At 74.2% G+C, this 23,627-nt stretch carries 24 protein-coding genes; 15 read left to right on the forward strand and 9 right to left on the reverse strand.

The genetic code is table 11. From position 1 onward, the window contains the following. Positions 1-230 (forward strand): 30S ribosomal protein S18 (rpsR, locus tag EF903_RS09975; RefSeq protein WP_125542834.1); only part of this gene is annotated, 230 nt, incomplete at its 5' end. 39 nt (positions 231-269) lie between these two features. Here the strand turns inward: rpsR and EF903_RS09980 are convergent. Beyond that, positions 270-1,388 (reverse strand): serine hydrolase, encoded by a 1,119-nt coding sequence (locus EF903_RS09980; RefSeq protein WP_125542835.1) that lies wholly within the window; start codon positions 1,386-1,388, stop codon positions 270-272. A 160-nt stretch (positions 1,389-1,548) separates the two neighbouring features. On the opposite strand from EF903_RS09980, the gene EF903_RS09985 reads away from it, so the two are divergent. The 6 genes from EF903_RS09985 to EF903_RS10005 all read left to right on the forward strand — a co-directional run bounded on the left by EF903_RS09985 (position 1,549) and on the right by EF903_RS10005 (position 8,545). After that, a complete protein-coding gene (locus tag EF903_RS09985) occupies positions 1,549-2,355 on the forward strand; it encodes a MerR family transcriptional regulator (protein WP_260615041.1) in 807 nt (268 codons plus the stop codon). Positions 2,356-3,057: 702 nt separating this feature from the next. Continuing rightward, positions 3,058-5,730: a class IV lanthionine synthetase LanL gene (gene lanL, locus EF903_RS09990; protein WP_125542836.1), complete on the forward strand. Its 2,673-nt coding sequence runs from the start codon at positions 3,058-3,060 to the stop codon at positions 5,728-5,730. 42 nt (positions 5,731-5,772) lie between these two features. Continuing rightward, a complete protein-coding gene (locus EF903_RS33915; RefSeq protein WP_185902601.1) occupies positions 5,773-5,928 on the forward strand; it encodes a VenA family class IV lanthipeptide in 156 nt (51 codons plus the stop codon). 130 nt (positions 5,929-6,058) lie between these two features. Beyond that, positions 6,059-7,147 (forward strand): ATP-binding cassette domain-containing protein, encoded by a 1,089-nt coding sequence (locus tag EF903_RS09995; RefSeq protein ID WP_125542837.1) that lies wholly within the window; start codon positions 6,059-6,061, stop codon positions 7,145-7,147. Then, positions 7,144-8,016, forward strand: coding sequence for an ABC transporter permease (locus EF903_RS10000; protein ID WP_390336299.1), 873 nt, complete (start codon positions 7,144-7,146; stop codon positions 8,014-8,016). The genes EF903_RS09995 and EF903_RS10000 overlap by 4 nt, the downstream gene beginning before the upstream one ends. A gap of 118 nt (positions 8,017-8,134) precedes the next feature. Then, positions 8,135-8,545, forward strand: coding sequence for a four-helix bundle copper-binding protein (locus EF903_RS10005; RefSeq protein WP_125542838.1), 411 nt, complete (start codon positions 8,135-8,137; stop codon positions 8,543-8,545). Between the two features lie 34 nt (positions 8,546-8,579). Here the strand turns inward: EF903_RS10005 and EF903_RS10010 are convergent, their stop codons facing one another. Beyond that, entirely contained in the window at positions 8,580-9,203 is a 624-nt protein-coding gene (locus EF903_RS10010; RefSeq protein ID WP_125542839.1) for a TetR/AcrR family transcriptional regulator, read from the reverse strand. Between the two features lie 96 nt (positions 9,204-9,299). Here EF903_RS10010 and EF903_RS10015 point away from each other — a divergent pair, with 96 nt between their 5' ends. From EF903_RS10015 to EF903_RS10025, 3 genes are all read left to right on the forward strand, one after another. Then, complete coding sequence (locus tag EF903_RS10015; RefSeq protein WP_260615043.1) at positions 9,300-10,229, forward strand: alpha/beta fold hydrolase; 930 nt, start codon at positions 9,300-9,302, stop codon at positions 10,227-10,229. Positions 10,230-10,374: 145 nt separating this feature from the next. After that, on the forward strand, positions 10,375-10,902 hold the full coding sequence (locus tag EF903_RS10020) for a DoxX family protein (protein WP_125542840.1): 528 nt from the start codon (positions 10,375-10,377) through the stop codon (positions 10,900-10,902). A 119-nt stretch (positions 10,903-11,021) separates the two neighbouring features. Further along, positions 11,022-11,702, forward strand: coding sequence for a hypothetical protein (locus EF903_RS10025; protein ID WP_125542841.1), 681 nt, complete (start codon positions 11,022-11,024; stop codon positions 11,700-11,702). Between the two features lie 13 nt (positions 11,703-11,715). Here EF903_RS10025 and EF903_RS10030 read toward each other — a convergent pair whose 3' ends face one another. From EF903_RS10030 to EF903_RS10040, 3 genes are all read right to left on the reverse strand, one after another. Next, positions 11,716-12,537, reverse strand: coding sequence for an NAD(P)H-binding protein (locus tag EF903_RS10030; protein WP_125542842.1), 822 nt, complete (start codon positions 12,535-12,537; stop codon positions 11,716-11,718). Between the two features lie 54 nt (positions 12,538-12,591). Beyond that, positions 12,592-13,146: a methyltransferase domain-containing protein gene (locus EF903_RS10035; RefSeq protein ID WP_125542843.1), complete on the reverse strand. Its 555-nt coding sequence runs from the start codon at positions 13,144-13,146 to the stop codon at positions 12,592-12,594. Between the two features lie 69 nt (positions 13,147-13,215). Next, positions 13,216-14,031 (reverse strand): S1 family peptidase, encoded by an 816-nt coding sequence (locus EF903_RS10040; RefSeq protein WP_399420517.1) that lies wholly within the window; start codon positions 14,029-14,031, stop codon positions 13,216-13,218. Between the two features lie 152 nt (positions 14,032-14,183). On the opposite strand from EF903_RS10040, the gene EF903_RS10045 reads away from it, so the two are divergent. Then, entirely contained in the window at positions 14,184-15,305 is a 1,122-nt protein-coding gene (locus EF903_RS10045) for a S9 family peptidase (protein WP_260615044.1), read from the forward strand. A 14-nt stretch (positions 15,306-15,319) separates the two neighbouring features. Here the strand turns inward: EF903_RS10045 and EF903_RS10050 are convergent, their stop codons facing one another. After that, positions 15,320-16,948: an alpha/beta fold hydrolase gene (locus EF903_RS10050; protein ID WP_125542845.1), complete on the reverse strand. Its 1,629-nt coding sequence runs from the start codon at positions 16,946-16,948 to the stop codon at positions 15,320-15,322. 12 nt (positions 16,949-16,960) lie between these two features. After that, the gene (locus EF903_RS10055; protein ID WP_125542846.1) at positions 16,961-18,508 is read right to left on the reverse strand and encodes an alpha/beta fold hydrolase; all 1,548 of its coding nucleotides are present in this window, start codon (positions 18,506-18,508) and stop codon (positions 16,961-16,963) included. Between the two features lie 439 nt (positions 18,509-18,947). Here EF903_RS10055 and EF903_RS10060 point away from each other — a divergent pair, with 439 nt between their 5' ends. Continuing rightward, positions 18,948-19,331 (forward strand): VOC family protein, encoded by a 384-nt coding sequence (locus EF903_RS10060; protein WP_125542847.1) that lies wholly within the window; start codon positions 18,948-18,950, stop codon positions 19,329-19,331. Positions 19,332-19,383: 52 nt separating this feature from the next. On the opposite strand, the gene EF903_RS10065 is transcribed toward EF903_RS10060, so the two are convergent. Continuing rightward, on the reverse strand, positions 19,384-20,337 hold the full coding sequence (locus EF903_RS10065; RefSeq protein ID WP_125542848.1) for a DMT family transporter: 954 nt from the start codon (positions 20,335-20,337) through the stop codon (positions 19,384-19,386). A gap of 80 nt (positions 20,338-20,417) precedes the next feature. Between EF903_RS10065 and EF903_RS10070 the strand changes: the two genes are divergently transcribed. Next, positions 20,418-21,347 (forward strand): LysR family transcriptional regulator, encoded by a 930-nt coding sequence (locus tag EF903_RS10070; protein ID WP_125542849.1) that lies wholly within the window; start codon positions 20,418-20,420, stop codon positions 21,345-21,347. 69 nt (positions 21,348-21,416) lie between these two features. On the opposite strand, the gene EF903_RS10075 is transcribed toward EF903_RS10070, so the two are convergent. After that, the gene (locus EF903_RS10075; protein WP_125542850.1) at positions 21,417-21,761 is read right to left on the reverse strand and encodes a hypothetical protein; all 345 of its coding nucleotides are present in this window, start codon (positions 21,759-21,761) and stop codon (positions 21,417-21,419) included. A 290-nt stretch (positions 21,762-22,051) separates the two neighbouring features. On the opposite strand from EF903_RS10075, the gene EF903_RS10080 reads away from it, so the two are divergent. Next, on the forward strand, positions 22,052-22,633 hold the full coding sequence (locus EF903_RS10080; protein ID WP_125542851.1) for an XRE family transcriptional regulator: 582 nt from the start codon (positions 22,052-22,054) through the stop codon (positions 22,631-22,633). 126 nt (positions 22,634-22,759) lie between these two features. Continuing rightward, positions 22,760-23,620, forward strand: a complete 861-nt coding sequence (locus EF903_RS10085; RefSeq protein WP_125542852.1) for a trans-aconitate 2-methyltransferase — start codon at positions 22,760-22,762, stop codon at positions 23,618-23,620. The last annotated feature ends 7 nt before the right edge of the window (positions 23,621-23,627 follow it).

Here is a 23,627-nt window from a genome sequence, read left to right on the forward strand (position 1 = left end):
GCCGCACCCACCTCCGCAAGCCTCCCTCCCCCCGGCCGAACCCGCTGGACGCCGCCGGCGTCACCTCCATCGACTACAAGGACACCGACCTGCTGAGGAGGTTCATCTCCGACCGCGGCAAGATCCGCAGCCGCCGTGTCACCCGGGTCACCGCCCGGCAGCAGCGGCGGCTCGCCGCCGCGATCAAGACCGCTCGCGAGATGGCCCTGCTGCCGTACGGGAGCCGGTAGTGCGCTGACCGGGAAGGCTCACCCGGCCATGGCGCCCCCTCAGGCCCGCCCGCCGGCGAACACCGCGTCGACGAGCCGCTGCTGCGCCGTCTGGAACGCCCCGGCCAGGGACAGCGCGGCGTCGTCCACATAGTTCAGCCCCGCGGTCAGGGTCCTGCTGCCGTCCGGCGTGCTGTACATCAGCGCCGCGTGGCCGCTGTGGCCGCCGTTGTGGAACAGCACCGTGCCGCCCGCGCCCGTCTCCTGCACGCGGATGCCCAGGCCGAATCCGCTCTCCGGATGCGGCGTGCACATCTCGGCGAGCAGCGGGGCCGGCAGGAGCTCGCCGCGTGCCAGTGCCGAGACGAACCGGTGGAGGTCGCGCGTGGTGGAGACCATGTCACCGCCCGCCGAGACCCACGACGGGTTCTGCCGGGTGACGTCGACGGTCACCTCCCGGCCCGCGTCCTCGTACCGGTAGTAGCCGTGGGCGTGCGGTGCGGGCAGCTCCGGATCGGTGCCGGGCACGACGGTGCCCGTCAGGCCGAGCGGCCCGGTGATCCGCTCCTGCGTCTCCTCGGCGCAGGAGCGGCCGCCGACCCGCTCCACCAGCAGCCTGGCCAGCACGTAGTTGGTGTTCGAATAGCTCCAGCCGGTGCCCGGCTCGAACCGCGGCGGCCTTGACAGCGCCAACCGCACCAGGTCCTCGGGCCGGCGGGTCGTGAACCGCCCCTCCACCCACTCCCTGCCCGAGATCGTGGAGGGGATCCCCGCGGTGACCTTCCCGTCCGCGCCGTACTCTCCGGTGTGGTTGAACACCCCGCTGGTGTGCTGCAGCAGCATCCGCACGGTGATCCGCGGGTCGAGGCCGAACTCCGGCAGGTGACCGGCCGCGGGGGAGTCCAGCCCGACCCGGCCCTCGGCCACCATCTGCAGGACCAGGACGGCGGTGAAGGTCTTGGTGTTGCTGCCTATCCGGTAGTGCCCGTCGGCCGGCGGTTCGCCGGACTCGCCGAGCCGGCCCACACCGCCGGTGCCGACCCACTCGCCCTGCTCGTCGTGCACGCGCAACTGAACGCCGGTGACGCCGGATTCGACGATCTCCTCGACGGCCTTCCGCAGCTCCGGGCGGTCCGGCCCGGCCGCTGTGCTCTTCGGGGTGGTGCGGGCCTCGCTCATGGCGTTCCTCGTCTCCTCACGGCAACGGTCAGCCGCTCACTGCGGCGATGCGAGGAGCGTGCACCCTGACCCGAGGTCAAGGTCAAGATCAAGGGCGCGCCCCATACCCGTCCCCGGCGCGGTGGATGGGCGAGGTGAAACGGGCGGTACCCTCGCCGCTGTGACCGGACACGCACGGAGGAGCGGGGCGATGGCGGACGGGCTCACCATCGGCCAGGCGGCCGCGTTCGCCGGCGTCACGGTCAAGACGGTGCGGCACTACCACCGGCTCGGCCTCGTTCCCGAGCCGCGCCGCGACGGCTCCGGCTACCGGCGCTACGGGTCGGCGGACCTGCTCCGGCTCATCCGGGTCCGCACCCTGGCGGGGGCCGGCGTCCCCCTGGCCGACACGGCCGACCTGCTCGACGCCGACCCCGAGCGGTTCGCCGGGGCACTGGACGGCGTACGCCGCCGGCTGACGGATCAGATCGAGGAGCTCACGGCCAGGCGGGACACCCTGCACCGGCTCGCCCACGGCGACCGGGCCCTGCTGCCCGACCGCGCGTGCGAGGTCCTGGCCCGGCTCGCCGGCCTCGGCTTCCGCCCGGACTACGTGACCGCGCAACGCGAGGCGATGGTGCTGACCCGGGCGCTCATCCCGGAGATCTTCGACGACTTCCTGGCCCGGCTCGAACTGCTCGTCGACGATCCGGAGTACAGCGAACTGGTCAAGCTCGGCTGGGAGGCGCGGTCCTGGCACCCGGACGACCCCCGCATCGAGGAACTGGCACGCGCGCTGGCCGAGAAGCTCCTGGCCGACCGCACCCTGCCGGCGGTGCCGGAGGACCTGCGGTTCCGGACGGACGCCGCCGCCCGCTACGGCGTGGTCAACCACCACCGGGAGGACGAGGCGCCGGCCGTCGCCCGGCTGAACGCGCTCGTCGACGCGAGGCTGCGCGCCGCCGGAATCGGCCTTCCGTACCGCTGAGCACCCTGCCCTGCACCGTGCGGAAATACGCCGCGACCGCACGGCCTCACCTCCGCTCCGGATACCTGTGCCCGAGGCCCGGTGAAACAAGAGTTCGGAAAAATGGTGGCGCTTCCCCGAAATCGCGGGTGCCGGCGCTGTCGGATTCTCGCCCCCCTATCGACCGAAAACACTCCGGTTGTCATTTTGAGTCAATCCCGGGCATGTGCCGACGGGTTGTGACGCGTGTGACGCGCTGACCGCGCGCAGCTCAGAAGCGTGATCGGCTTCCGGCCGACGGGCCGGATCATGTTCCGCCGCAGGTTGCCGCCACGGCGCAAACACAGTCTTTACCGCGGGCCGGACAGCGGTAAAGCTGTACGCCGGAAGCCGGACCGGATGTAGCGTCGGCCCTGCTTCCGCGGCAGACGTTCTCCCCCGGAACCGACCGCAGCGGGAATCGCACCGACGAATTCCGCTGCCGCTCCGCCCCTGAATTCAGGGGTGTGCGCCGATCCGTCGCGGCCCCCGCGAGGCGCACCAAGGAGCCTCCCCGACCTCCAGAGCCAAACGCGCCTGCCCGCGCGCCGGTAGACGTCATTCGGCGCCGGAACAACTCCGTGCGCTCCCTTCGGCCACTGACGGACGGCGGGGGGCGGACTGTACGTTCATAAACCGACGGCACATTCCACCAGCGGTTTCCACCGTTGAGAGGGACCACGCATGACGAGCCACGCAACCGAAGCCGATCTCGAAAGCCTTCTCCACGACGCACTCAAGTCCACGGAAACCGAAACGCATTGGACGGTCGACGCGGACGACATGTGGTGCCGCCTCACGCCCGGTTCCGCGACACCCCGCACCCAGGGCTGGAAGCTCCACGTGTCCGCCACCGCGGCCTCCGCGCCGGAGGTCCTCGCCCGGTGCCTGGACGTGCTGCTGCGCGAGGAGTCGGCGTTCAAGTTCGCCCGGTCGCTCGAGCAGGTCAGCGCACTCAACACCCGTGCCACACCGCGCGGTTCCTCGGGCAAGTTCCTCACCGTCTACCCGTCGTCCGACGCCGATGCGGCCCGAATAGCCCAGCAGCTGCACCGGGCCACGGCGGGACTCGCCGGCCCCCGCATCCTGTCCGACCAGCCCTACGCCGCGCACAGCCTGGTCCACTACCGGTACGGCGCCTTCGTCGGCCGGCGGCGGCTGTCGGACGAGGGCCTGCTGGTCTGGTACATCGAGGACCCCGACGGCAACCCCGTCGAGGACAAGCGCACGGGCCAGTACGACCCGCCCCCCTGGGCCGTCAGCCCCTTCCCGCAGTCCGTCCCCGCCCCGCCCCGCACCGAGCAGGCGGCGGCCCGTCCGGTACTCCTCGGCGGCCGCTTCTCGGTGCGGGAGGCCATCCGGCACACCAACAAGGGCGGCGTCTACCGGGGCACGGACGTCACCACGGGCGCTCCGGTGGTCCTCAAGGAGACCCGGCCGCACGTCGAGGCCGACGCGTCCGGCTGCGACGTCCGCGACTGGCTCCGGGCCGAGGCCCGGACACTGGAGAAGCTCAGGGGAACGGGACTCGCACCGGAGCCGCTCGCGACGTTCGAGGTCGGCGGGCACCTGTTCCTGGCCCAGGAGGAAGTGCCGGGCATACCCCTGCGCACCTGGGTCGCGGAGCACTTCCGGGACGCCGGGAGCGACCAATACCGCGCCGACGCGCTCGCCCAGGCCGTACGCCTCGCGGAGCTGGTCGCGGCCGCCCACGCCCGCGGCTGCGTCCTCCGCGACTTCACCCCCGGCAACGTGATGGTCCGGCCGGACGGCGAACTCCGCCTCATCGACCTCGAACTCGCCGTCCTGCGCGAGGACGACGCACTGCCGACCCGCGTGGGCACCCCCGGCTTCAGCGCCCCCGAACGCCTGCTCGACGCCCCGGTCTCCCCGACGGCCGACTACTACAGCCTCGGCGCCACCATCTGCTTCGTCCTGGCCGGGAAGGTCCCGAACCTGCTGGCGGAGGAGCCCGCCGACCGGCCCGCCGAGGAGCGGCTCGCCGCATGGCTCACCGCCTGCACCGCCCCGCTCGGCCTGCCTGCCGCCCTCCGGGAGACCGTTCTCGGGCTGATGAGGGACGACCCCGCCGAGCGCTGGGACCCCGCCAGGGCGCTCGCCGCCCTCCGTACGACCGCGCTGCCGCACCCGGCCCGGCCCGCCGCCGCGCCGCCGCCGGCCGGCGCGGCCGCCGACGAGGTGGACGCCGCCATCGACGGCATGGTCGAACACCTCGTCGACACGATGAACCCGGCGGACGACCGGCGGCTGTGGCCCGTCTCCACGCTGGCCGGCGAGGCGGACCCCTGCAGCGTCCAGCAGGGCGCGGCCGGAGTCCTCGCCGTCCTCACCCGGTACTTCGCCCTCACCGGCGACCCCCGGCTGCCCGGGCTCATATCCACCGCGGGCCGGTGGACGGCGGCCAGGACCGACACCCGCTCCACCCGCCCGGGCCTGCACTTCGGCGGCCGGGGAACGGCCTGGGCCTTGTACGAGGCCGGCCGCGCCACCGACGACCGCACCCTCGTGGACCACGCCCTGGCCCTGGCCCTGGCCCCGCAGGACCCGACGCCCAGCCACGACATCACCCACGGCTCGGCAGGCAGCGGACTCGCCGCCGCCCACCTGTGGCACCGCACCGGCGACCCCCGCCTCGCCGGGCTCGTCACCGACGCGGCCGACCGGCTGGCCGCCGCCGCACGGCGCGAGCCGGCCGCGGTGAGCTGGCCGGTCCCCGCGGAAGCCGTCTCCACCGAGGCCGGGAAACGCTACCTCGGCTTCGCCCACGGGACCGCCGGCATCGCCTGCTTCCTCCTCGCCGCCGCGGCCGTCACGGAACGCCAGGAGCACATGGAACTCGCCCTGGCGGCGGGCGAACACCTCGCGGCCTGCGCCGTCCGGGTCGGCGACGCGGTCCACTGGCCCGCCCACACCGCCGACCTGCCCACGGCACCGTACTGGTGCCACGGCTCGGCCGGCATCGGATCCTTCCTGGTCCGGCTCTGGCAGGCGACCGGCGACGACCGGTTCCGGGACCTCGCCCGCGGCGCGGCACGCGCCGTCGTAGAGCGCGCCTCCCGAGCCGCCCTCACCCAATGCCACGGCCTCGCCGGGAACGGCGACTTCCTCCTCGACCTTGCCGACGCCACGGGGGAGTCCTCCTACCGGGCGATGGCCGAAGACCTGGCCCGTCTCATCGTCGCCGAACGGGCCCGGCGCGGCAGCCACGTCGTCTTCCCCAACGAGTACGGGGAGGTCTCGACGAGCTGGAGCGACGGAACCGCGGGAATCCTGGCATTCCTCCTGCGGATCCGCCACACCGAACCCCGGCACTGGATGGTCCAGCAGCCGGTCTGAGCGGCAGAACACTGCCGCTGAGTCACAGAGAAGGAGAACGTCATGGAGAACCGCGACCTCGAACTGCTCGCCCACCTGCACGCCCTTCCGGAGACCGACCCGGTCGGCGCCGACGGCGCGGCGTTCGCCGCGACCTGTCAGTGCGTCGGCCTGCTGACCCTGCTCAACACGGTCTGCGTCGGCGTCAGCTGCGCCTGACCCGGCCCATCCGGCCGGCGGCCGTCCCAGCGCGGCCGCCGGCCGAAGCGGTGGTGCTCCCTCCGGGGGCACCACCGCTCCCGTGAGCCCGTCCCCGCGGATGACCACCCGTAGACGAGGACCCGACCCCATGCAGCCACACGCCGGTGCCGACGCCCCCGCCCAGGCGGCCCCCGCGCCAACCGCCCGCACCAGCCCGGACAGCGCGCACGACGCAGCAGGGACGGCGTACGCCATCAGCACCCGCGGCCTGGTCAAGACGTACCCCGGCCCCGACGGCACCGCCACCCGGGCCCTGCGCGGCCTGGACCTGGACGTGCACCGGGGCGAGACCTTCGCCTTCCTCGGCCCCAACGGCGCCGGGAAGTCCACGACGATCGCCCTGCTGTGCGCCCTCGCCCGCCCCACGTCGGGACGGGCCACCGTGGCCGGCGCCGACGTCCTCACCGAGCCCGACCTCGTACGCCGGCGGGTCGGCATGCTCTTCCAGCACAGCGCCCTCGACCCCGACCTGACGGCCGAGCAGAACCTGCACATCCACGCCCGCCTCTACGGGCTGAGCCGCCGCGACGCCCGCCGCCGGACCGCCGAGACGCTGGAGGCGGTCGACCTGGGCGACCGGAGCCGCGCACTGGTGCGCACCCTGTCGGGCGGGATGCGCCGCCGCCTCGAACTGGCCCGCGGCCTGCTGCACGCACCCGAGGTCCTGTTCCTTGACGAGCCGACCACCGGCCTCGACCCCCACGCCCGCGCACAGGTCTGGCAGCACCTGCGCGCCCTTCGAGACCGGCAGGGCAGCACCCTCTTCGTCACCACGCACTACCTCGAAGAGGCCGAGCACTGCGACCGCCTCGCCATCATCGACGGCGGCCGCCTGGTCGCCCAGGGCGCGCCCGCCGCACTCAAGGCGGCGATCGGCGACGACCGCGTCGTGCTGCGCACCAGCGACGACGCGCAAGCACGCCGGATCGTGCGCGAGGCGACCGCGTCGCCGGACGCCGCCGTCACCGCGGACGCCGAGGGGGTCTGGCTGCGGGTGCCCGACGGCAGCGCCTGGATCCCCCGTCTGTGCGCCGCCCTCGCGGGCCGCGGCATCTCCGTGCACGCCGCGTCCGCGGCACCGCCCACCCTCGACGACGTCTTCTTCCACCACACCGGCCGCAGCATCAACGCCGCCCGGCCCGACCGGACGCCGGACGCCCCCGGGAGCACCCCGTGACGACATCGGCCCTCCGCGCACCGGCCGCCTCCGACGGCAGCGGCGGCCCGGGCTCCGCGCCGCCGGACCGGCTGCGCCGCGAACTGCGCGCCGTGCACGCCCTGGTCCACCGCGACCTGCTGCGCCTGGCGGCCCAGCCCACCCACGCCGCGCTGGTGCTGTTCCAGCCGGTGCTGTACCTCTTCATCCTCGGCGGCGGGCTCGCCGCCCTCATCCCGGACTCCTCGCTCGGCACCGGATACCAGGCCTACCTCTTCCCCGGCATGCTGATGATGACCGTGCAGGCACCCGCCATCATGGTCGGCGTCCGCCTCATCACCGACCGGCAGAGCGGCTACCTGCGCGAGCTGCTGATGGCCCCGGTCGGCCGCTCCACCCTGCTCCTGGGAAGCTGCGTCGGCGGCACCCTCGTCGCCACCGTCCAGGGCGCCCTCCTCCTCTGCCTCGCCGGCGCCGTCGGCCTGCCCTACGATCCGGTCCTGATGGCCCTGCTCCTCGGCGGCATGGTCCTCGCCTCGTTCACCATCACGGCCCTGTCCCTGGCCCTGGCGGTCAGCCTGAACCGGCCCGAGGTGTTCCACATGCTGCTCGGCCTGGTGATGATGCCGCTGATGTTCCTCTCCGGAGGCTTCTTCCCGCTGCAGAACCTGCCCGGCTGGGCCCGCGCCCTGGCCGACGCCAACCCGCTCGCGTACGGCGTCGACCTCCTCCGCGGCTGCATCGCCCTGCGGGTCCCCGACCAGGCGGCCGTCGGCGGCATCGACTGGTTCGGCCGGCAGCCGCCGCTGCTCCTCGAAGCGGGCGTCCTCCTGGCGACCGGCGCGGCGGCCCTGCTCTGGGCGGCCCACCGCTTCCGCCGCCCCGAATGACGCCCCGCCCGCCGGGCGGAATCGGGGCCGCGGGGCGATCCTGGCGGTAGGCCGCCGCACGGTTCCCCCGAAGGCGCGGCTCCCTCCGGCCGGCGGCGGGAAAGCGAGGGCCCTCGCCATGAACGCGCCCGTGAAGGACATGCTGCACAGCTACCCCGCCGACCTCGGCGACCTCGACCAGGACCGGCTCGCCCGCTGCATCGAGGAGTGCATCGCCTGCGCGCAGGCCTGTACCGCCTGCGCCGACGCCTGCCTGGCCGAAGGCATGGTCGGCGACCTCACCAAGTGCATCCGCACCGACATGGACTGCGCCGACATCTGCACCGCCACGGCCGCGGTCCTCTCCCGGCACACCGGCTACAACCCGGACATCGCCCGCGCCCTCGTCACGGCCTGCGCCGTCGCCTGCCGGGCCTGCGCGGACGAGTGCGCCGCCCACGCCGACCAGCACGAGCACTGCCGCCTCTGCGCCGAGGCCTGCCGCTCGTGCGCCGAGGCGTGCAGCGACCTCGCGGCCACCCTCCGCTGAGGGCCGCCACCCGTCCCGTCCGCGCGCCGGAAGGTCAGGAGGGCTCCGGCGCCAGCCGGCCGACGAGGCCGTCGAAGTAGCCGCGGTGGAGGGCGGCCAGGTCGATCCGGTCCGGGTCGAGCAGCCACAGCAGGTGGGCGCCCTCCAGGAAGGCCGCCACCTCGGCGGCCAGAGCCTCCGCGTCCAGCCCGGGCCGGGCCGTCCCGTCCGCCGCCGCACGGGAGAACACCGCCGCCAGGTGGCCCCGCAGCGCCCGGCCGCGGTCCCGGAACCAGGTGTGCAGGGGCGAGGCGGGATCCAGGTTCTCGGCGGTCAGGGCCGTGTGCAGGGCGGCCAGGTCCCGCTCGGCGGCGGCGGTGTGCTCGGCGTCCCGGACGAGCCAGTCGACCGCCTGCCGCAGTGTGGGCGCGGCGTCCGCGGGGATCGACAGCCGTTCCAGGGCGCGCCGGTCCGCCTCCTGCAGCACGGCCCGTACGAGGCCGTCCTTGCTGCCGAAATGGTGGATCAGGGCCGACGGGGTCACGCCCGCCCGCGCGGCGACCGCCGCGACACCGGTGCCCCGTACCCCGTTCCGGGCGAACAGCTCGATGGCTGCGTCGACCATCGCCCGCCGGCGCTCCACGCCCCGCTTCTGCACCTGCCCCTTGACTCCGGCCATGCGGATCAGGGTGCCCGGTGGCGGTCGGCGCCGTCCAACCGCCCCGGGGAAACCACCGCTGGCGCGCCGCCGCACCCGCCATTAACCTGAACGACCATGCAGGAAAATAACGAGAAGATGATCGACGCCGGCGGCGTCCGGCTCTGGGCCGAGGAGTTCGGAGCCCCCGGGGACCCGGTCGTACTGCTGCTGATGGGCGCGCAGGCACAGGGCGTCCAATGGAACGACGGCCTCGTGCGCCGCCTCGTCGACGGCGGCCGCCGCGTCGTGCGCTACGACCACCGCGACACGGGCCTCTCCTCCCGGGTGGACTACGCCGCGCACCCGTACACCGTCGCCGACCTCGCCGCGGACGCCCTGGCCGTCCTGGACGGCTTCGGCGTGGAGCGCGCCCACCTGGTCGGGGCCTCCCTCGGCGGCGTCATCGCCCAGCGGATCGCCCTGACCGCCCCGCACCGCGTCCTGACCCTGACGAGCCTGTCCTCGCAGCCGCTCGGCACGGACACCGCCGACGCCGTGCGGCGCGCCATGGCCGGCCTGCCCCCGCTGCCGGACCGGCTCCCGCCGCCGGCGCCGGAACTGCTCGCGGCGCTCGCCACGTCATTCCCCGAGCCCGGGACGGGCCTGGAGGGGTACCTCACCGCCCGGATGCCGCTGTGGCGGGTGCTCCACGGACCGGACCTGCCGTACGACGAGGCGGAGTACCGTGCGATGGAGGAGCGGGTCCACCGGCGGGCCGACGACATCACCGCCGGACTGAACCACACCCTCGCCGGCTCCGCGGGGGACACCCTCACCACGGCGGACCTGGCCGCGGTCACCGCGCCCACCCTGGTCCTGCACGGCACCCGCGACCCCATGTTCCCCCCGCCGCACGCCGAGGCCACCGCCGCGGCCATCCCGGGCGCCCGCCTGGCCATGGTCGAGGGCATGGGGCACACGATCCCCGCGGCCGTGGAGGAACGCCTGGCGAAGGAGATCCTCGCCCACACCGCCGGCCCGCCCTCCCGGAGCCGCACCCCCTGACCATCCGGGCAGGCCCGGCCCCGGCCGGGCCTGCCCGGACGGCACCCGTCCGGGCGGACGTGGCGCGGGCCGCGGGGCGCCGCCCGCGTGCGGGGATAGGGATGTCTCCGGGCACCGTGCCCCCGCCGTCCCCAGGGAGACTTCGATGACATGGATCAACCGACGCGACCTCGCCCTGCTGGCCCTCCGCGCCGGGACCGGAGCCGTGCTGATGGCACACGGCACGCAGAAGCTGTTCGGCTGGTTCGGCGGCGGCGGCCTCGACAAGACCGCCGCCGCCATGGAGCACATGGGCTTCACCCCCGGACGGCGCAGCGCCATCGCCGCCGGGCTCGGCGAGGCCGGCGGCGGGGCCCTGCTGGTCCTCGGCCTCGCGACCCCGGCGGCGGGTGCGGCCGCCGCGGGCGCCATGGCCGGAGCGGTGTCCGTCCACGCCCCGGCCGGGTTCTTCGCGCAGGCCGGCGGGTACGAGTACCCGGCCTTCCTCGGATTCACCGCGGCCACCATCGGCCTCGCGGGCCCGGGCCGCCTCTCCCTCGACCACGCCACCGGCCACACCTTCGACCAGCGGTGGATGCTCGCCCTGGCTTTCGCCGCGAGCGCCGCCGCGGCAGCCGCGGTCGTGGCCAAGCGGGCCCGAGCGCAACAGGACACGGGCGAGGAGCCGTCCTGACACCGCCAAGCAGGCACGAGCCGGGGAGTTCCGGCCCCGCACCCTTCCACCTGACGCCCGCGCTGCGCCTGGTCGCAGGGCTGCTCGGCGCGGCGGCGTTCGGGACGGGAGTCCTCGCGGTGTTCGTCACGGAGAACGGCACCGGCACCGCCGTCCTGCTCGTCTTCGGCGGAGTCCTGCTGCTCCTCGCCCTGTTCGGCAGCCGCCTCGAAGGCCTGGAGGTCGGCGGAGTCAGCCTCAGGCTCCGCGCGGCCGCCGCGGACAGGCTCGCGCTGGCCGAGGAATCCGAGCGGCAGGGGGACGTCGCCTCGGCGCGGCGGCTCCGCGCCGAGGCGCAGGTCCTGCTGGGAGGCGCGGAACCCACCGCCGACCGGACGCCGGTGCGCCGGACCCCGCGCCGCGGTGCGCGGCGCACCTGGGCGACGGAGGAGGCGGCTGCCCGGGCCCGCCGCTCGGCGCAGGAGCGTGAGCTCGAACCGGCCGGCGTCCTGCGCCGGTTCCGGGAGGGGAACGCCGAGGAGCGCATCACCGCGCTCGCCGCGATGCAGGCCGACCGCGCCCTGCGCGACCTCGACGCCGCGGTCTCCGCCATCGAGCACCCGCGCAGCCCGCTGGAGCAGTACCAGGCGCTGCTGCTCGCCGCACACATGGCAGGCGACCTCGATGCGGCGCAGGCCGGACGCCTCGCCGATGCCGTCAGGGCCCAGCGGGACCGCCGCTTCCGGCGCGACACGGACCGGTGGCGGCTCGCGGAGTCGATCCTCCGCCGCCTGGACGGCAGCCGGCGGCAGGACGGGTGACGAGCCGCCCCGGTCAGGGGCGGAAGGCGTCGGCGTGCGCGGCGGCCCACCGGGCGAACGTGCGCGGCGGGCGGCCGAGGACCTCCTCGACGGCCGTGGTCACTTCCGCCACCGTGTCGGGGACGGTGGCCCACATGTGGAGCATGAAGTCGATGCCCTCCTCGGGCCAGCCTTCCGCCCTCCACTGGCGGCGCGCCTGCCGGTCGGTCAGCCCGGTGAAGCGGAGCGCCCGGCCGGTGGCCGCCGCGATGGCGGACACCTTGTCGGCCGGGGTGAGCGCTTCGGGCCCCGTCACGACGAGCCGCCGGCCCGCGTGGCCGCCGCCGGTGAGCACGGCGGCGATGACGTCGGCGACGTCCGCCTCGTCGGCGGAGGCGGTCCTGCGGCCCGCGTACGGCTCGCGGACCTCGCCCGCCGTGCGGATGGCCCCGGCCCAGCCGAGCGTGTTGGCCATGAAGTCGATCGGCCAGACGAACGTCCACTCCAGGCCGCTCGCCCGCACGGCCCCTTCCAACGGCCCCTCCTCGCCGAGGGACAGCGCCGTGAGCCGCTGCACTCCGGCCTCGGCGGCCATGGCCACGATCTGCGGGCCCGTCTCCAGCGGGATGTGGTCGTGCCCGGTCGCGCCCAGCAGGTGGACGGCACGCACCCCGTCGAACGCCTCGGCCAGGGTCTGCGGCCGGGTGAGGTCCCCGCCCACCACCTCGACATCGTCGGGCAGGCCCGCCTCGGCCGGCGTACGCGTGAGCGCGCGGACCTCCTCGCCGCCCTGCCGCAGTCGCTCGACCACCAGCCGCCCCAGCGTCCCCGTCGCACCGGTCACCAGAATCGTCACGTCGCCCTCCTCGCCGCCCATCCCGCATCTGCCGCGGATGACGTTAGGCCGCATCTAGGCCAACTCCTGTCCGCAACGGCCCCGGTGAGGGAGGTCCGCAGTGACCACCAGCAGCGCGGTCCCGCCCCGCCTGTGGACGGACGACGCGGCTCGGAATCCGCCTCGGTGCACGGCCGCGCGCACGGACTCCGCCATCGGCTCCAGGGCCCGGCCCTCGGGGGCCTCGTACACCAGGAGGAGCCGGCCACCCGGCCGCAGCAGCCGGGACAGCACGGACGACTCCCGCGCGGCCGGGCCCGTCCAGAAGAGGTTGACGTTGCAGGCGAGCGCCCTGTCGAAACGGCCGAGGGCCGCCGGATCGACGTCGGCGAGCGCCGTCCGGACGAAGGCGGCCCGCCCGTCCGCCACGGCCGCGGCGTTGCGCTTCTCGGCCGCGGCGACCGCCGTCGCGGACCGGTCCAGGGCGACCAGCCGGCCGCGGCCGCCCGCGAGCCGCTCACAGACGAGCGCCGCTGCGACCCCGGGGCCGCAGCCGACCTCCAGGACCCGGTCGTCCGGACGTACGTCGAGGAGGTCCACGGCGGCGACCAGCCGCTCCGGCACGCGCATCCCCCCGGTATAGCAGCCGCCGGAGCCCCCCGCGCCGTCCCGGAGCCGGCCAGGGCCCCGAGCCGGAGGTCAGGCGTCGCGCCCGAGGGTCTTCCGGATCCACTCCCTGTAGACGGGCACGGCGGCGTAGAGGCCGGGCCCGTCCGAACACACGACCCCCGGGGCGCCGGGGCCCGAGGTGACCCCGACCAGCTCCCACCGCCCGTGCCTGCCCCTCTGGAGCTGAGGTCCGCCGGAGTCGCCGAAGCACGCCATCGCCTTGGGCACCCTGCTGACGGTGCACAGCCGCGTCCGGTCCGCGTAGCCGGGGGCGCACTCCGCCTCGGCGCCGATGCGGGTGTCCAACTCCTGCAGCCGCTCCGCGAACCGCAGCTCGGTGTCCGCGGTGGTCCCGAAGCCGAGGATCCGCGTGGGCGTGCCGGGGCGGCCGGCCCGCTCCGCGAGGCGGACCGGCTTCCCGGCCACCGGGCGGTCGAGGCGGACCAGCGCGACATCGTGCCTGTTGGCGCCCTTGCCCCCGCCGTTGGCGTAGCCGGGGTGGACGACGATCCGGTCGATGGCCCGTACGGTCCCCCCGGACTTCCGGTGCCCGCTCCCGATCCGGACGGTGCCCTCCAGCTCGAGCCCGTCACCCTGCACGCAGTGCGCCGCCGTCAGCACCCACCGCGGATCGATCAGCGACGCCCCGCAGTTCCCGTCGTACAGGCCGTACTTCGGGGCCGACTCCGGGATGCTCGCCATGAACGGGTAGTCCTCGCCGGCGTCGGATCCGTTGACGATGGCGCCGGCGCTGCCGGCCAGCAGGGTGGCGCATGCCGCCGCGACGAGGGTTCCGACGACCGTGGTGCGCGCCACGCGGCGGCGCACCGAATGCAGAGTGACCACAGAGAGTTCCTTCAGTCGGGGTTTCGGACGTGCTCCAGCCTCGCCCTTCAAGATCATCCGGGCCATGGGGGCAGCACGCACACCCGGCGTGGGGACAACCCCCGTACGAGGCGGGGGCCCGCAGCAGCGCCCCGGTGCCTCCGGTCGGCCCAGTGCGGCCGCCCCGGCTCCCCGGTCACGGCCCACCGGGGCGCACGCGCCCGCGACCTGGCGATTCGCACGCCGTCCGCAACGGGCCCGGCGCCCCGGCAGACGGCCAGACCAAGCGGTTCCGGTCGCTGCGCGCCGCCCAGTACTACGCGCAGGCCCTGTTCTTCGTCCTCGGCTCCGACGACCCGGGCAGCGAGGAGCAGCTGTACCGGTCGGGCCGCAAGGCCTGGGACACCTTCTGCGACCTGTGCGAGCCCGCTGCGGTCAAGGCGCAGGTCCCGTACGGGACGACACCGCTGCCGGTGTGGTTCTTCCGCCCCGACGCGTCAGGCGCCCGGCGCCCCACCGTGATCCTGACCAACGGCAGCGACGGCCAGAACGTCGACATGTGGACCTACGGTGTCGCCGCCGCCCTCGAACGCGGCTGGAACGCCCTCGTCTACGACGGGCCAGGGCAGGGCCAGCTGCTGTTCGTCGACCGGATCGTCTTCACGCCCACCTGGGAGAAGGTCGTCACCCCGCTCGTCGACTGGCTGACGGCCCGCTCCGACGTGGACCCGGACCGGATCGCCCTGACGGGCCTCAGCATGGCGGGCGACCTCGCACCCCGCGCCGCGGCGTTCGAGAGCCGGATCGCCGCCCTGGTGGCGATGCCGGGCTGCGTGGATCCGTGGCTGGGCTTCCCGCCCGAGATCCGCCGGATCCTCACGCCCGACAAGCAGCAGACGAACGACATCTGGAACAAGGAGGTCGTCCCGGAGCTGCCCCCGGCGGCCGCCGCGACGATGAAGAAGCGCTTCGAGCCCTTCTCCATCCCCGCGATGCTCGAAGCCCGCCGGGGCCGCCTGTTCACGGACTTCTACACTCCGGCGACCCGCATCCAGGCCCTGAGGATCACGGACGTCGTCCCCCGCATCAAGGCCCCCACCCTCGTCCTGGACTACGAGGGCGAGCAGTTCTACCCGGGCCAGCCGCGCGAGATGTACGACGCCCTCACCGCGCCCAAGGACTACGTCCGGTTCACGGCGGCGCAGGGCGCCCAGCTCCACTGCTCTCCCATGGCGCCGCAGCTGCACTGCGAGGTCGTCTTCGACTGGCTGCAGCAGACCGTGCAGGGCGGCTGACGCCGCGGGGCCGGCTATCCGGCCGGGGTGGAGGCGGGCCCGATCTCGAACCGGGGCGCCTCCAAGCCCTTCAGGCACTGCGTGTCCGCCGCGTCCGGCGCGTCGAAGAAGGAGACCGCGATCTGCTGCGCGCACTTCGAGGTCGCGAACACCACGTGCGGCTCGTACGGGACGGTGACCACCGTGGCGTTGGGCAGCGTGCGCGCGACGTACGGGCCGTTGTCGGCGCCGGTCTGGGCGTCGAAGCTGCCGGACAGGGCGAGCGTCGGGATGTCGCCGCCGGTGGCGTCCCGGATGGACGGGTCGGCCGGGGGCACGTCCCACACGTCGCAGTCCGGCCGGAGATAGGTGAGCTGCGGAGCCTGCTCCTGCACCGAGCGGGGGTAGGCCGGGAACGCCTTCCGGCCGCCCTCCAGGGCCTGCTCCTCCGTCTCGTACGGAGTCCACTCGCTGCAGAACACGCCGTAGACGAGGCCGTGTGCGACCCGGCCCATGGCCGCCGGGCTGAGCTTGCCGCCCGCGTACTGCGTGGCGATCCGCTGCGGCTTGCCGTGCGCCAACTCGTCGATCGCGAGGGGGACCTGGGGTGCCACGTGGGTGGCGGAGGTCATCCAGTTGACGAGCGTTCCGCCGTCCAGCACGACCCTCACCGGCTTGTCGCTGCCCGGCAGCGTCACGGTCGTCGTGACCGGCTTCGCTTCGAGGTCGCGGACGAGCTTGTCGAAGGTCGCCGACAGGTTCGGGTAGCGCTTGTTGCACGCCGGCTGGGCCGCGCACGCCTTGAACACGCCGTCGAAGCCCTGCCGGGCGCTGCTCCAGGTCGCCGCGGATCCCGATACGGCCGGCGGCAGGATGCCGTCGAGGGCCACCGAGCGCAGCCCGCCGGGGTGCAGGCGCATGTAGACCAGGGCGAGGTGGGTGCCGTAGGAGATGCCGTACAGGTTCCACTGCTTCAGGCCGAGCGCGCCCCGCAGGGCCTCGTAGTCGGCGGCGCTCTCGGTGTCGTTGTAGGCGGCGAGGTCGATGCCCCGGGCGGCCAGCCGGTCGCGGCAGGCCTTGGTGGCCTCCACGTGCAGGCGTTCGGTGGACGGTGCGCCGGAGACGAGGCCGACGGCGCGGGCGTTGAACTCGTCGATGTTCGGGCACAGCACGTTCGGCTTGGCGGAGTACGTGCCGCGCTGGGACATGAGGATCACGTCCCGGTCGCGGTTCAGGCCGCCTCCGATCGCCATCTTCGCCTCGCCGACCGCGTCGTCCCCGGGCCCGCCCGCGAGCCACACGATGGGATCGGGCTTCGGCTTCTCCGACAGCGCGGGCACGATGGCGACACCGAGTTCGATCTTCCTGCCGTCCGGCTTGGCGCGGTTCTCGGGGACGGTGAGGGTTCCGCAGCGGGCCCCTTCGAGCTCCTCGATCGGCTCCGGCGTCTTCGGGCAGGCGCCCGGTGCGTAGCTCGCGTCGCCGACGGTGCGGGCGGCCGTGCCGAGCGGCGTGCCGGGCGTCGCGCCGGTGTCGGTGCGGGACCGCGCCTGCGACGCGGGCGCGGCGAGCAGGCCGGTGACGAGCAGGCCGGTCGCCATGCCCGCCGAGGCGGCCTGCAACCGCCGCACGGTGCGCCTACGGGGCCTGTGGGGGTGAGTCATCTGCGCTCCCGGTCATTTCGGGATGATCGTGAACGGTGCCGGCTTGAGACCGGCCACGCACGAGGTGTCGGGGGCGGTCGGGCGGGCGAAGAACGAGGCCAGCACCTGCTGCGCGCAGGGGGACTGCGGCACCACCCAGTGGCCGATGCCGGGTACCAGTACGGACGTCGAGCGGGACAGGCCGGCGGCGACGCCCTTCGCCCAGCTCGCACCCGTCTTCACGTCGAACGTGCCGGAGACGACGAGGGCCGGTACCGCGCCGGCCGTGGGCACGCGCTGGATCTCCGCGCGGTCCGCGACGTCCCAGACCCCGCACACCGGGTACTGGAAGGGCAGCTGCGGCGCCTGCGCCAGCACCGAGTCCGGCCAGGCCGGGTACTCCTTGCGGCCCGCCGCCAGCACGTCGGCCTCGGTGTACCCGGGGGCCCACTCGGCGCACGCGATCGAGTTCGTCAGGCCGTGGGCGAACAGCCCCTCCTTCTGGACCGACCCGGCCGCCCGCGCCTGCGCGAATCGCTCCGGGTTCCCGCGGCTCAGCTCGTCGAGCGCGGCCGGCAGGTCGTTGGGCCGCGGCGTGAACGCGACGATCAGGTTCAGCAGCGCGCCGCCGTCGAGCACGGTCTTGACCGGCTTCCCGCCGCCGTCCGGCGTGACGTCCAGGGTCAGCGGCTGCGCCTCCAGCTTGCGGATCTGCTCCGTCAGCATGCCGGGCAGGTCCGGGTAGCGGTCCTTGCAGGCGGGCTGCGCCGCGCACGCGGCGAAGATGTTGCGGATGCCCTCGGCGGTGCTGCTCCAGGTCCACGGGAGGGTGACGTGCTGGGACGGGGCGACCGAGTCGATCGCCAGCGAGCGGATCCCCTCGGGGTGCAGGCGCAGGTACGTCAGGGCCAGGTTGGAACCGTAGGAGTACCCGTACACGTTCCACCGGGGGATGCCCAGCGCCGTGCGCAGGTCGGCGAAGTCGGCGGCGTTCTCCGTGGTGTTGTAGGCGTCGAGGTCGACGCCGTCGGCGACGAGCCGGGCCCGGCAGTCCGTCACGGCCTTCAGCATGATCTGCTTCGCCTGTGGGGAGTCGTAGCCGAGGCCGACGGCCTGCTCGTTGAACCGGTCGACCTCGGGGCAGGCCAGGTTCGGCCGGTCGTACAGGTTGCCGCGCTGGCCCATGACGATGAGCTCGCGGTCCTTGTTGAGGCCGGAGTCGACGAGGAACGGGATGTCGTCGAAGGTGTCGGAGCCGGGACCGCCCGCCATGAACACCACCGGTTCCGCCGCGGGTTCCTCCGCGGCGGCGGGGATCCTCGCCACCGCCAGCCTGATGGTCCGGCTGTCCGGCCGGGAGCGGTTCTCGGGCACCTCCAGGAAGCCGCACTTCGCGTCCGCCAGCGCTTCCACGGGTTCGGGCGGCTCGGGGCAGGCGCCCGGTACGAATCGGGAGCCGGCGGGGCCTGTCGGGCTCGGCTCGGCGGCCAAGGAGGCGGCGCCGGCCGGCGCGGGGCCGAGGGCCGCCAGGCACGCGAGAGCCGCCGCGGCCGTCCCCGCACGAAGGGCGTGCTTGGACATGCGATCCCGTTCCTTCGCCGACTTCGGCGGCTGCCGCTGACGCGGCGGCGCCGCTGTGTGTGGGGCGGATCCTTCGACGCTACCGTGGGGCGCTGGCGGCTGCATCCGGAGCGGACCGGCCCCCGGTCACCGTGTCCGCATGCCGGTGGGCCACGCGCCAGGGGCGCCGTCCTCCCTGCGGTTGCGCGGCGCGCAGCGGGTACGTGCGCGGCACCCCGGGAGGCGGAGGAGTGCTCCGGGCCGACGGTGTGCGCCATGTCGCCCGAGAGGTCGTATGCGTGCGTGTCGGACGTGTACGACGGGCAGCCGGAGCGGCCGCGGCGGAGGGCGGGCGGCCTTGCCTCAAGTGATCTTCGTGCCGTAGAGGTGGTGGTCCACCGGCGGGGTGCCGGACGCCCGGAAGAGGCGTCCGGCACGGACATCAGGAAGGCCCATCCACATGGTCTCGGTCGTGCAGAACGTGGCGATTGACTGCTCCGACGCCTACGAACTCGCCATTTTCTGGAGCAGGGTGACGGGCTGCCCCGTCGATCCCGAGGGCAGACCGGGCGACCCGGAGGTCCGGGTGCTGCTGGAGGAGGGGCCGCTGCTGTACTTCAACCAGGTGCCCGAGCCCAAGAAGTACAAGAACCGGATCCACCTGTGCCTGCGCCCGGACACCACGCGCGAGGAGGAAGTGGAACGCCTCCTGGGCCTCGGAGCGACCCTCGTCGCCGACCGCCGGAACCCCGACGGCACCGGCTGGGCGGTCCTCGCCGACCCCGAGGGCAACGAGTTCTGCGTCCTGCGCAGCGCGTCCGACCGGGCCGCCGCGCCGTCCTGACGCCCGGCCCCGCCCGGGCCGGGGCCCCTGGAGCCGCCCGGTCGGCGCCCGGTCACCCGGCAGGGCGTGCGGGCTCCGGCCTCCCGGTCAGCCCGCGGCGGCCGCCGGCGCCGGAGGCGTCCCGTGTGGCGGCGGCCGTGCGGTGGGCGCGTTCGACGGCCTGGCCCCAGTACGTTCCGGCCACCATGAGCGCGGCGCCGAGACCGGCCCACACGCTGAGCCGTTCACCGCCGACGCCGATCCCCACGGCGACGGCCCAGACCGGCTCGGTGCCCAGGAGCAGGCTGGCCCGGCTGGCGGACGTGCCCTGCACCGCCCACGTCTGCGCCAGGAACGCGAACACGCTGCAGAACAGTGCGAGGTAGACGAGCTGCACCCACGTCGCACCGCTGCTGCGGAACAGTTCGGGCAGATGGCCGACGGCAAGCGGCAGGAAGAGCACAGAGCCGACGACGGTCTGGACGGCCGTCAGATGCAGCGGGTCCACGGGCCGGGAGGCGGTGAGCCGTCCGACGAGCGCGACGTGCCCGGCCCGTACGACCGCGGCGGCGAGCATCAGCCCGTCGCCGAGCCGTGGCGCCTGGAAGCCGGTGCCGACGGTGAGCAGCCCCACCGCCGCGACGCAGCATGCGGCGGCGAGGAAGAACCTCGCCGGCAGCCGGCCGCCGGTGCGGTCCAGCAGCGGTGTCAGGACGATGGTCAGGCTGATGATCAGCCCGGCGTTGGCGGCGCTGGTGTGCGCCACCCCGTACGTCTCCACCACCAGCACGGCAGCCTGCGTCACACCGAGCAGCGACCCCGCGCGCACCTCCGCTCGCGTCCACCGCCGCTTTCGGCGCCGGAACGCCACCAGCGCCCCGCAGGCCACCGCGGAGAGGGCGTACCGGGCGAAGAGGACCGCCAGGACCGGCAGGGCGAGGACGGCCGTCTTGGCGGCGAGATAGCTGGAGCCCCAGACGAGCGCGACCAGCAGGAGAACCGCATCCGTGCGGCGGGCGACATGCATGCGCCCACCGTGCCCCACCAGCACGTTGAAGACCACAACCAAGATCTAAACCGACTTTGTAGCAGCCCTACACTGTCACCGTGGACGAACGCCAACTGCGCATCCTGCGCGAACTCGGGGACCTCGGCAGCGTCAGCGCGGTCGCCGAGGCGCTGCACGTCACGCCTTCCGCGATCTCCCAGCAGCTGCGCCTGCTGCAGCGCTCCCTCCCCGTCCCGCTCACCGAACGCGCCGGCCGCCGCCTGGTCCTGACCGACGCCGGCCAGGCCCTGGCGGCGGCGGCCATCCACGTCGAGACCGCCCTGGCCCAGGCCCGGCACGCGGTCACCGACTTCGCCGAGCAGGCCGACGGCCACGTGTCGGTCGCCGCCTTCCACAGCGCGGCGTCCTCCTTCTTCCCGCCCCTGCTGCGCGGCCTCGCCGCCTCCGGTGGCCCCCAACTGGCCCTGGCGGACGAGGACGTGGCCCAGGGCGACTTCCCCGCCCTGACCCGGCGCTACGACCTCGTACTCGCCCACCGCCTCGACCACGGCCCCCCGTGGCCGCGCACCGTGACCTGCGCGACGCTCCTGCGCGAACCCCTGGACGTCGCCCTGCCGGCCGGGCACGTCCTGGCCTCCCGTCCCGCGCTCGCGCCGCACGAGGTGGCGGACCAGCCGTGGATCACCGTCCACGACGGCTTCCCGCTGATGCAGACCATCAAGGCAATCGCCGCCGTCGCCAACCGCCGCCTGGACATCGTCCACCGGATCAACGAGTTCGCCGTGGTGGCCGAGGTCGTCGCCGCGGGCGGCGGCCTCGCGCTGATGCCCCGCTGGACGGCCCGGCCGCACCCCGGTGTCGTCCTCAGACCGCTGAGCGGGATCCACGCCCGGCGCGACATCGACGTCCTCCACCGACCCGAACGCACCGCCCGGAGGGCGGTCCGCACGGTCCTCGCCGCCTTGCACGCCGCGGCAGCCCGCATCCGGAACCAGGACCACCCCGCCGGCGCGCCCGCCGCATCCTGAAAGGGAGCCTCCCGGCCGCGTACGGGCCGGGAGGCTCATGATCCACAGGCTGAGCGTCCGAGGGGCGGATCAGTCGTGGTCGGGGGCCGGACGGATCTTCACGGTCGTGGTGGTCGTGACGGTCTTCTTGACGACCTTGCCGTGATGGTTCTTGGTGATCTTCGTGACCGTCTTGACGGTGGTGACCTTGACCCGCCCGTCACTCAGGGTGCGCTGCGTGATCGTGATCTTGGTCGTCACGGTCGTTTTGGCGCGGCCCTCGTGCGCCACGTGCTCCTGGATCGTCTGGACGGCCGGAGTCTGCGGCGTGGCGGGTGCGGCCGAGGCGGTGGAGGGGAGAAGCGCGCCACCGGCGGCGAGAGCTCCGCAGGCGCCGAGGAGGGCGAGACGCTGGGTGAGGTTGATGCGGGTCATGGGTGTCTCCTTGAGGTAAGGCGGCCGGTTCGCTTCGTCCGGCCGATCCGTGTCGCCCCTTGCCGGGGCCGTGCTTCCATTGGGCCCCACGAGCCGCAACCGGGTCACGCCCCTGGATCTCGGGGCTTGACATCCTCCGCCTCGCTGTATCGGCCCCGCCGCCCCCGGCCGGCCGCGCCGCCGCAGGCGCGGCCGGAGGGCCATCGACTGCCGGCCGGGGCCCACGGGGCTGGTTCGCGCGGCACCCGGGCAGTGGAGACGGGCTGCGGGAGAGGCATACTCTGCTGCCCATGACGCAAGAAGACGGGCAGCTCGACGGCCTCGTACGCAAACGGATCCGCGCTCTGCGCGTCGCCCAGGGGTGGTCCCTGGAGGAGCTGGCCACCCGCGCCAACCTCAGCCAGTCCTCCCTCAGCCGCATCGAGAACGGGCAGCGCCGCCTCGCCCTCGACCAGCTCGTCACCCTCGCGCGCGCACTGGACACCACCCTGGACCAGCTCGTGGAGAACGCCGCCGACGACATCGTCATCAGCCCGGTGGTCGACGGTGCCCACGGCCTGATGCGCTGGCCCGTCAAGGGGGAGCCCGGCATGACCGTGGTGCGTCGGCGGATGACCGACCCGCCGCCGGACAACCCCGCGAAGATGCGCGCGCACCCCGGCCGCGAATGGCTCGTGGTGCTCTCCGGCACCGCCGTACTCCTGCTCGGCCACCGGCGCTTCCGCATCGAGACCAACCAGGCCGCCGAGTTCCCCACGATGATGCCGCACGCCATCGGAGCCGAGGGCGGCCCGTGCGAGATCCTCGGCATCTTCGACCGCGACGCCCGCCGCGGCCACCGGACGGACACCGGCGCCGAGGGTGCCCCATAGAAGACGCGGGCCGACGGACGCCCCGCGGCAGCCGCCCCCTTGCGCGGCGAGCAGCGCAGCACCCTGCCTTCTTGCGTATCAGGCAAGCATCCTTGCGGCTGACGCAGCGCTCCGTACGGTGAACGCATGACCGGAACGCACCTTCACGCCTCCCACCCCGACCACGACCACGACCGCGGCGACGCCGGCCAGGCCGATATCCTCGACCTGGACGCCGAGGTGCTCGCCGAGCACACCGCCTCCCTCACCGCCTGGCTGCCGCTGAACAGTGCACCGCGCCGGATCGTCGACCTGGGCAGCGGCACCGGCACGGGCACCTTCGCGCTCCTCGACCGCTTCCCCGACGCGCACGTCACCGCCGTCGACACCTCGGCCGGGCACCTCCGCCTCCTGCGCGAGAAGGCCTGTGCCCGCGGTGTCGACAGTCGCGTACGGACCGTCCGGGCCGACCTCGACTCCGCCCCCTGGCCCGACCTCGGCACGCCGGACCTGGTGTGGGCCTCGGCCTCGATGCACCACATGGCCGATCCCGGCCGCGCCCTGCGCCAGGTCCGCGAACTCCTCGCCCCCGGCGGCTTGTTCGCCCTCGTCGAGCTCGCCGGCTTCCCCCGCTTCCTCCCCGCGCACGCCCCGGAGGGCCGGCCAGGCCTCGAAGAGCGCGCCCACGCCGCGGCCGACCGCCTCCACGCCGAGCGCGTTCCGCACCGCGGCGCCGACTGGGGGCCGATGCTGACAGCCGCCGGCTTCACCGTCCACGCCGAACGCACCCTCACCATCGACATCCCCGGCGAGCGCAGCGAAGCGATCGGCCGCTACGCCCACGGCAGCCTGCAGCGGATCCGCAGCGCCGCCGCGGCCTCACTCGGCCCCGAGGACCTCACGGCCCTCGACGAACTCCTGGACACCACCAGCCCGAACAGCCTCCTCCACCGCAAGGACCTCGCGGTACGCACGCAGCGCACGGTCTGGGCCGCCCGCCCCGCCTGACACCCCC

The sequence above is a fragment of the Streptomyces sp. WAC05292 genome (genome assembly GCF_003949955.1).
In the GTDB taxonomy this organism is placed as follows: domain Bacteria; phylum Actinomycetota; class Actinomycetes; order Streptomycetales; family Streptomycetaceae; genus Streptomyces; species Streptomyces globosus.

Excerpts from the sequence above, each read along its gene's own strand:
- EF903_RS09980 (WP_125542835.1), bottom strand. The coding sequence starts at position 1,388 with ATGAGCGAGGCCCGCACCACCCCGAAGAGCACAGCGGCCGGGCCGGAC.
- lanL (WP_125542836.1), top strand. The coding sequence starts at position 3,058 with ATGACGAGCCACGCAACCGAAGCCGATCTCGAAAGCCTTCTCCACGAC.
- EF903_RS33915 (WP_185902601.1), top strand. The coding sequence starts at position 5,773 with ATGGAGAACCGCGACCTCGAACTGCTCGCCCACCTGCACGCCCTTCCG.
- EF903_RS09995 (WP_125542837.1), top strand. The coding sequence starts at position 6,059 with ATGCAGCCACACGCCGGTGCCGACGCCCCCGCCCAGGCGGCCCCCGCG.
- EF903_RS10005 (WP_125542838.1), top strand. The coding sequence starts at position 8,135 with ATGAACGCGCCCGTGAAGGACATGCTGCACAGCTACCCCGCCGACCTC.
- EF903_RS10010 (WP_125542839.1), bottom strand. The coding sequence starts at position 9,203 with ATGGCCGGAGTCAAGGGGCAGGTGCAGAAGCGGGGCGTGGAGCGCCGG.
- EF903_RS10015 (WP_260615043.1), top strand. The coding sequence starts at position 9,300 with ATGCAGGAAAATAACGAGAAGATGATCGACGCCGGCGGCGTCCGGCTC.
- EF903_RS10020 (WP_125542840.1), top strand. The coding sequence starts at position 10,375 with ATGACATGGATCAACCGACGCGACCTCGCCCTGCTGGCCCTCCGCGCC.
- EF903_RS10035 (WP_125542843.1), bottom strand. The coding sequence starts at position 13,146 with ATGCGCGTGCCGGAGCGGCTGGTCGCCGCCGTGGACCTCCTCGACGTA.
- EF903_RS10050 (WP_125542845.1), bottom strand. The coding sequence starts at position 16,948 with ATGACTCACCCCCACAGGCCCCGTAGGCGCACCGTGCGGCGGTTGCAG.
- EF903_RS10055 (WP_125542846.1), bottom strand. The coding sequence starts at position 18,508 with ATGTCCAAGCACGCCCTTCGTGCGGGGACGGCCGCGGCGGCTCTCGCG.
- EF903_RS10060 (WP_125542847.1), top strand. The coding sequence starts at position 18,948 with ATGGTCTCGGTCGTGCAGAACGTGGCGATTGACTGCTCCGACGCCTAC.
- EF903_RS10065 (WP_125542848.1), bottom strand. The coding sequence starts at position 20,337 with ATGCATGTCGCCCGCCGCACGGATGCGGTTCTCCTGCTGGTCGCGCTC.
- EF903_RS10075 (WP_125542850.1), bottom strand. The coding sequence starts at position 21,761 with ATGACCCGCATCAACCTCACCCAGCGTCTCGCCCTCCTCGGCGCCTGC.
- EF903_RS10080 (WP_125542851.1), top strand. The coding sequence starts at position 22,052 with ATGACGCAAGAAGACGGGCAGCTCGACGGCCTCGTACGCAAACGGATC.
- EF903_RS10085 (WP_125542852.1), top strand. The coding sequence starts at position 22,760 with ATGACCGGAACGCACCTTCACGCCTCCCACCCCGACCACGACCACGAC.